This window comes from Caulobacter sp. AP07 (assembly GCF_000281955.1).
Classification (GTDB): Bacteria; Pseudomonadota; Alphaproteobacteria; order Caulobacterales; family Caulobacteraceae; genus Caulobacter.
The window spans coordinates 46619-53131 of record NZ_AKKF01000207.1 but is presented as its reverse complement, the minus strand read 5'-3'; the positions used below and the strand labels follow the sequence as shown (position 1 = coordinate 53131).

Here is a 6513-nt window from a genome sequence, read left to right as displayed (position 1 = left end):
CGATGACCTTGGCGTCGGTGATTTTCGGCATTCAGGCGTTCCGTGAAGCAGACTGGCGCGGTCGCCGCTTCCGTTTGTTCCCGCGAGTGGTGCGGTGACCCGACTCTTTAGAGGAGGGGTCTCGAAAGTGGCCTGGCCAATTGCGTCGGTTCTGGGGGCGGTGTCAAGCGCGTTGGCCTGGGCGCCTGACACATCGTCGGGATTCGATCCGTCGCAATTTCCTTGAATTCATTGGAGGTAGCGCTGTCTTGGCTGCATTTTCGCCATATTTCGGAAACCGGTGTCACCGATTTTCGACGAGAGGCCAGGGGAATCTCTTGAAAGTGGCCAGGCCACTTGCTAGTTTCGCCTCACATCGACACCAGAACCGCAACGGTTCGCCATAAGTCGAGAAAAGGGGGATTCTCCATGAACAGGCTGCTTTGCTGCGCTTCGGCGCCCGTGCTGTTGCTCGCCATGTCCGCGCCGGCCTTCGCGCAGGCCCAATCCGATTCCGTCAGTCTCGAAACGGTGGTGGTCACCGCCCAGAAGCGCCAGGAGAACGTCCAGAACGTTCCGCTGGCGGTCTCGGTGGTCACCGCCCGCCAGCTCGAAAGCGCCGGGGTGAAGGAATTCACCGACGTGTCGCGGGTGGCGCCATCCCTGACCATCCGCCAGGCCGACCAGCCCATCAACGCCTCGGTGGCGCTGCGCGGCATCGGCACCTTCGCCTACGGCATCGGCGTCGAGCCGAGCGTCGCGGTGCAATTGGACGACGTGCCCGTGTCGTTCCAGGCCCGCGCCTTCTCCGACCTCACCGATGTCGAGCGCATCGAGGTCCTGCGCGGCCCGCAAAGCACCCTCTACGGCAAGAGCGCCTCGGCCGGCCTGATCAACATCACCACGCGCGATCCCAGCGCCAGGTTCAGTGTCCTGGCCAATGTCCTGGCCACCGACGACCACGAATACCGCGGCGCGGTCAGCCTGTCGGGCCCGATCGGCGAAACCCTGGGCTACCGCCTGAGCGCCAGCCGCAGCGAGTACGACGGCAACGTCAGGAACCTCTACGACGGCTCGAAGATCAACGGCCGAGACGAGACCTCGGTGCGCGGCAAGCTGCTGTGGCGGCCCAGCGACCAGCTGAAGGTCACGCTGGGGGCCAGCTATATCGAGGGCACGGCGACCTCGGACGCGACGATGCGGACCTACGCGCCCGGCGCCCTGCTGCGCGGCACGGCGGGTCTGACGGCGGCCGTGACCATGCCGGGCGTCGTGCCCGGCGAGAAGAACCTGACGGTCAGCAACGACACCCCGCCCTACGCCAAGAGCGAAGGCTTCGGCCAGTCGCTGAAGGTCGAGTACGACCTGCCCAAGGACTTCACCCTGGTCTCGATCACCTCGCACGACCAGTTCCGCCTGGACGACCAGTTGGACTCCGACCGGACGTCCTATGCCGGGATCAAGAATTTCCAGGGCGGCTACTTCAAGGCCAAGGCCAACACCCAGGAATTCCGCCTGCTGTCGCCCGGCGACGGCGACTTCCGCTACACCGTGGGCCTGTTCTACGGCGACAACGACCTGCGCCGCAGCTTCAAGCGCGGGCCGGTGTTCTCGCTGGCCCAGTGGTACGCGAGGGCTACCTCGGAGAACAAGGCGGCGTTCGGCCAAGCCGAATGGACCTTCCTGCCCAAGACCACGGCGATCGTCGGCCTGCGCTACCAGAAGGAAGATATCGGCTTCTATTTCAACGACATCCTGAACGGCAACGCCAAGTTCTCGGGCGGCAATTCCGACAGTTCGGCGACCTATCGCCTGGGCCTGCGCCAGCAGGTCAGCGACGACGTGATGGTGTTCGGCTCCTTCGCGACCGGCCACAAGGGCCAGACCTACGACCTGACCACCGGCTTCAACCAGGCCCGCGCCAATGTCGGCCCGATCAAGCCCGAGACCTCGGATTCCTTCGAGGCGGGCATCAAGAGCCAGCTGTTCGATCACCGCGTGATGCTGAACGGCACGGTCTTCCACGTGAAGTACGACGACTATCAGGCCCAGGGCATCGACACGATCGGCGGGACCCAGAACTTCCGCCTGACCAATGTCGGCAAGGTGCTGACCAAGGGCGTGGAAATCGAAGCCACCGCGATCGCCACCAAGGACCTGCGCTTCAACGGCTCCATCGCCTATGTCGACGCCAAGATCACCGCGTTCCCGAAGGCCGCCTGCTGGCCGGGCCAGACGGCCGCCCAGGGCTGCGTGGCTGGCTCGCCGGCCTTCCAGGACCTGAAGGGCGCCACCCTGCCCAACGCGCCGAAGTGGAAGCTGAACGTCGGGATGGACTTCTCCCAGCCGATCGGCTCCGTCGAGATGATCTTCTCGGCGGCCTACGCCTACCAGACCAAGGTCAACTTCTCGCTGAACACCGATCCGGGGACGGTGCAGAAGGCCTATGGCGTGCTGAACGTCTCGGGCGGCTTCCGCAAGCCGGGCGGCGGCTACCAGGCGGTGATCTTCGTCAACAACGTGTTCGACAAGGGTTACGGCGTGAACGGCGCCAACCAGTTCGGCAACTTCGGCAGCCAGACCGTCACCGAGCTTCAGCCAGCCCGCGACTTCCACCGCTATGCGGGCGTGCGGCTGTCGGCTTCCTACTAGGGCTTGCTTCCCAGTCCCTAGACGGCGGGCCTTCGGGTCCGCCGCTTTTTCCTTTCCGGGCCCGGCGGGATTCGCCGCTAGGCTGAGTTCAGATTTCAGAGCGCATGAGGCCCACGATGTCGGACAATTCGCGAAACGACGACGGTCAAACCCGGCGTGGCCTGGTCACGCGTAGAAGCGCCGTCGGCGTCGCGGGCGGCATGGCCCTGGCCGGCGTGATGGCCGGCGCCGGTCAGGCCGTCGCCCAGACCGGCAAGCTGGCCCCGAGCTCGGGTCCGCCCAGCCTGCTCTACCCGCATGAAAGCGCCACCCGCTCGACCCGGAGCCTGGCCGCCACCTGGCGCTTCCGCAGTGATCCCAAGGATGTCGGCGAGGGCGAAGGCTGGCAGAAGGGCCTGAAGGACTTCCGCCTCATCCCGGTGCCCAGCAGCTGGAACGAGGTCTTCGACGACGTGCGCAACTATGTCGGCTCGGCCTGGTACGAGACCGACTTCCGCGTCGACAAGGGCTGGGCCGGCCAGCGCATCCACCTGCGCTTCGGCTCGGTGAACTACACCGCCAAGGTCTGGCTGAACGGCAAGGAACTGGGCGGCCACGTCGGCGGCCACCTGCCGTTCGCCTTCGACGTCACCGACGCGGTGTCGATGGACGGCGACAACGTGCTGACCGTGCTGGTCGAGAACAAGATCCGCCTGGACCGCGTGCCGTCGACGCCGGACACCGCGCGCTGGCACATGCACACCGTGCACTTCCCGCAGACCGCCTACGACTTCTTCCCCTTCGCCGGCGTCCATCGTCCGGTGCTGCTGTTCACGACGCCCGACGTCCATCTGCTCGACGTGACGGTGAAGACCAGTCTCGACGGCAAGGTCCAGATCGACCTGGAAGCCAGCGCCGCCTGGTCGGGTCAGGCCACGGTGACGATCGCCGACGACAGGGGTGCGCAGAAGGCCAGCGTCACCCTGACCGGCGGCAAGGGCGGGACGACGCTGGCCCTGAAGAGCCCGCGGCTCTGGAGCCCGGAGGACCCGCACCTCTATACCCTGACCGTCCGCCTGGAGAACGCGGCCGCGTCCGACGAGTACGCGCTGAAGATCGGCGTGCGCACCATCGAGGCCCGGAACGAAAGGCTGCTGCTGAACGGCAAGCCGGTGTTCCTGCGCGGCTTCGGCAAGCACGAGGATTTCGCGGTCCACGGTCGCGGCCTGGACGTGGCCACGATCATTCGCGACTTCGAGCTGCTGAAATGGCTGGGCGGCAACAGTTTCCGCACCTCGCACTACCCCTATAGCGAAGAGGCGATGATGCTGGCCGACGAATACGGCCTGCTGGTCATCGACGAGACCCCGGCCGTCAGCCTGGTGTTCGCCGATCCGCCCGAGATCCAGCAGGCGCGGTTCAACCAGCTCAAGCAGGACATCGTCGACCTGGTCCGGCGCGACAAGAACCATCCCTGCGTGATCATGTGGTCGCTGGCCAACGAGCCGCTGGTCAAGCCTTTCCACACCACCGACCCCGAGCCGCCCGGCGGCAACGAGACCGGCTTGAAGTTCTTCGCTCCGCTGTTCGACCTGACCCGTCAGCTGGACGCCACGCGGCCGGTGACGATCGTCAGCGTCCAGGGCGGTTCGACCGACTGGCAGGCGCTGGGCGACGTGGTCTGCGTCAACTCCTATCAGGGCTGGTACTCGCTGTCGGGCCAGCTGGACCTGGCTGAGGCCGCGCTCAAGGGCGACGTCGCCAAGCTGCACGCCCGCCATCCGGGCAAGCCGATCATGTTCACCGAGTTCGGCGCCGACGCCGTGGCCGGCATGCATTCCCAGCCGCCCGAGATGTGGACCGAGGAATACCAGGCCGACATGGTCGAGATGTACATCCGGGTGCTGGAGACCTTCCCGTACATCTTCGGCACGCATCCCTGGGCCTTCGCCGATTTCCGCACCTCGCAGAGCATCATGCGGGTCGGGGCGCTGAACCACAAAGGCGTCTTCACCCGCGACCGTCGGCCCAAGCTGGCCGCCCATCGCGTCCGCCAGCTGTGGAGCAAGCCCGCCAAGGTTTGACCTGGATGACCGAACAGGCCGCCGATCCCCGCAAGCTGCGCCAGCAGATCGCCAACGCGATCGCCGTCTCGATCCGCGACGGCCCCTACGTGCTGGGCCAGAGGTTGCCGTCGGAGCGCGACCTGGCCGAGGACTACAAGGTCAGTCGCCCGACCATCCGCGAGGCGATGATCATCCTGGAGGCGCGCGGGCTGGTCGAGGCGCGGCACGGGGCGGGGGTCTATGTCGCCGACGCGCCGCGTCCGGAGGTCTCGGCCCCGGAGCTGGAGGTCAGCGCCTTCGAGCTGGTCGAGGCGCGGCGGCTGATCGAGGGCGACGCCTGCGCCCTGGCCGCCGCGGTGCTGACCGACGAGCAGGTCGAGGAGCTGACGGCCATCCTGCATGACATGGCCGAGGAGCACGACTTCGGGGCGCTGGCCGACCTGGCCGACCGCCGCTTCCACGTCGCCATCGCCAAGGCCACCGGCAATAGCGTGCTGGTGGCGATGGTCGAGAACCTGTGGGACCTGCGCTACAAGCCGTCCAGCCGCGACATGCTGGAGCGGGCCGGGCGGGTGAGGGCGCGGCCGCTGGTCGATGACCATCAGGACATCCTCGACGCCCTCAAGGCCCGCGACCCCGTCGCCGCCCGCGCGGCGATGCGGGAGCATCTGGGGCGGGTGATCGACAACCTGCTGACCGTGGTCGAGACCGACGCCATCGAGGAGGCCCGGCTGCAGATGGAGACTCGCCGCAACGAGGTGGCGCGGCGGGCGCGGGTCTAGGGCCCGCGGATCAGCTCTTCGAGGGCGCGCCGACGCACAGGGGCGCGGCGAGGATCTCGGCCATGACCGAGCGGTCGTGGCTTCGCGCCCGCTCGCGGTAGTGGTCCAGATGGTAGGGCGCCAGGGCCGCCAGGGCTGCGGCCGCGCCGCCGGCGATGGCGGCGACCGGCCAGGCGCCGATCAGCGCCCTGAGCCCTCGCGCCGAGGCCCCCGTGAGCAGGGCCAGCAGCCCCAGGACGCAGCACAGCATGGCCGGGGCGCCTAGGCCGGAACCTGCTCGGTGTGGCAGGCCTTGGGCGCGGCGTCCTCGTATTCGTCGTGGCGACGCATCCAGTCCATGACCCCGGCCTCGTTGCGGCCCAGGGGCGCGCGGTCGAGGATCATGTAGGTCCCGATCAGTTCCTCGCTGCCCCGGCCGTAGCTGGAATAGGTGTGGAACACCTGGCTGGCCTCGTCCTTGTAGAAGGCGCTGAGGCCCGGCAGCTCGCCCGGCTGGCCGTCGCCCTCGACGGGTTCGAAATTGTAGGTGGCGGTCCCGGCGGCCAGCGCCTCGGGCGCGAACGAGACGTGGTAGTCGTAGTTGAAGTCGCCGCCGAACGACGACACCCACGGAAAGCGCCAGCCCATGCGGGCCTTGTAGGCCTCGATCCGGTCCAGCGGCGCGCGCGACACCGCCAGCAGCGTCACGTCGTGATGGTTCAGGTGGGGCAGGGTCCCGTCCAGGTGGTCGGCCAGGAACGAGCAGCCCGGGCAGCCGGCCTCCCATTCGGGCGGCAGCATGAAGTGGTAGATCATCAGCTGGTTGCGGCCGTCGAACAGCTCGGCCAGGGTCTTGCGGCCGCTGGGCGTGTCGAACGTGTAGGTCTTGTCGACCTTGACCCAGGGCAGGGCCATCCGCTCGGCGGTGTTCCTGTCGCGCAGCTGGGTTTCTTCCTTCTCACGAATGAGCAGCGCCTTGCGGGCCCGCAGCCATTCCTCGCGTGACGCGACCTTGTGGTCTTGCATCGATCTTCTCCCTCGAATGAGGCCCGCCCAGCCGGTTCGGCCTTGACAGA

At 67.3% G+C, this 6513-nt stretch carries 5 protein-coding genes; 3 read left to right on the top strand and 2 right to left on the bottom strand.

The window, feature by feature from the left end:
• Nucleotides 1–408 precede the first annotated feature (408 nt).
• The 3 genes from PMI01_RS19115 to PMI01_RS19105 all read left to right on the top strand — a co-directional run bounded on the left by PMI01_RS19115 (nucleotide 409) and on the right by PMI01_RS19105 (nucleotide 5458).
• Nucleotides 409–2631, top strand: a complete 2223-nt coding sequence (locus PMI01_RS19115; RefSeq protein WP_007672699.1) for a TonB-dependent receptor — start codon at nucleotides 409–411, stop codon at nucleotides 2629–2631.
• Between the two features lie 116 nt (nucleotides 2632–2747).
• On the top strand, nucleotides 2748–4694 hold the full coding sequence (gene uidA, locus PMI01_RS19110) for a beta-glucuronidase (protein WP_007672698.1): 1947 nt from the start codon (nucleotides 2748–2750) through the stop codon (nucleotides 4692–4694).
• Between the two features lie 5 nt (nucleotides 4695–4699).
• A complete protein-coding gene (locus tag PMI01_RS19105) occupies nucleotides 4700–5458 on the top strand; it encodes a FadR/GntR family transcriptional regulator (RefSeq protein WP_007672695.1) in 759 nt (252 codons plus the stop codon).
• 10 nt (nucleotides 5459–5468) lie between these two features.
• Here the strand turns inward: PMI01_RS19105 and PMI01_RS19100 are convergent, their stop codons facing one another.
• Nucleotides 5469–5708 (bottom strand): hypothetical protein, encoded by a 240-nt coding sequence (locus tag PMI01_RS19100; RefSeq protein WP_007672693.1) that lies wholly within the window; start codon nucleotides 5706–5708, stop codon nucleotides 5469–5471.
• Nucleotides 5709–5719: 11 nt separating this feature from the next.
• On the bottom strand, nucleotides 5720–6463 hold the full coding sequence (locus tag PMI01_RS19095; RefSeq protein WP_007672691.1) for a DUF899 domain-containing protein: 744 nt from the start codon (nucleotides 6461–6463) through the stop codon (nucleotides 5720–5722).
• Nucleotides 6464–6513 lie beyond the last annotated feature (50 nt).

Bases quoted from the DNA above. Each gene is read 5' to 3' on its own strand.
- PMI01_RS19115 (WP_007672699.1), top strand. From the start codon at position 409: ATGAACAGGCTGCTTTGCTGCGCTTCGGCGCCCGTGCTGTTGCTCGCC.
- uidA (WP_007672698.1), top strand. From the start codon at position 2,748: ATGTCGGACAATTCGCGAAACGACGACGGTCAAACCCGGCGTGGCCTG.
- PMI01_RS19105 (WP_007672695.1), top strand. From the start codon at position 4,700: ATGACCGAACAGGCCGCCGATCCCCGCAAGCTGCGCCAGCAGATCGCC.
- PMI01_RS19100 (WP_007672693.1), bottom strand. From the start codon at position 5,708: ATGCTGTGCTGCGTCCTGGGGCTGCTGGCCCTGCTCACGGGGGCCTCG.
- PMI01_RS19095 (WP_007672691.1), bottom strand. From the start codon at position 6,463: ATGCAAGACCACAAGGTCGCGTCACGCGAGGAATGGCTGCGGGCCCGC.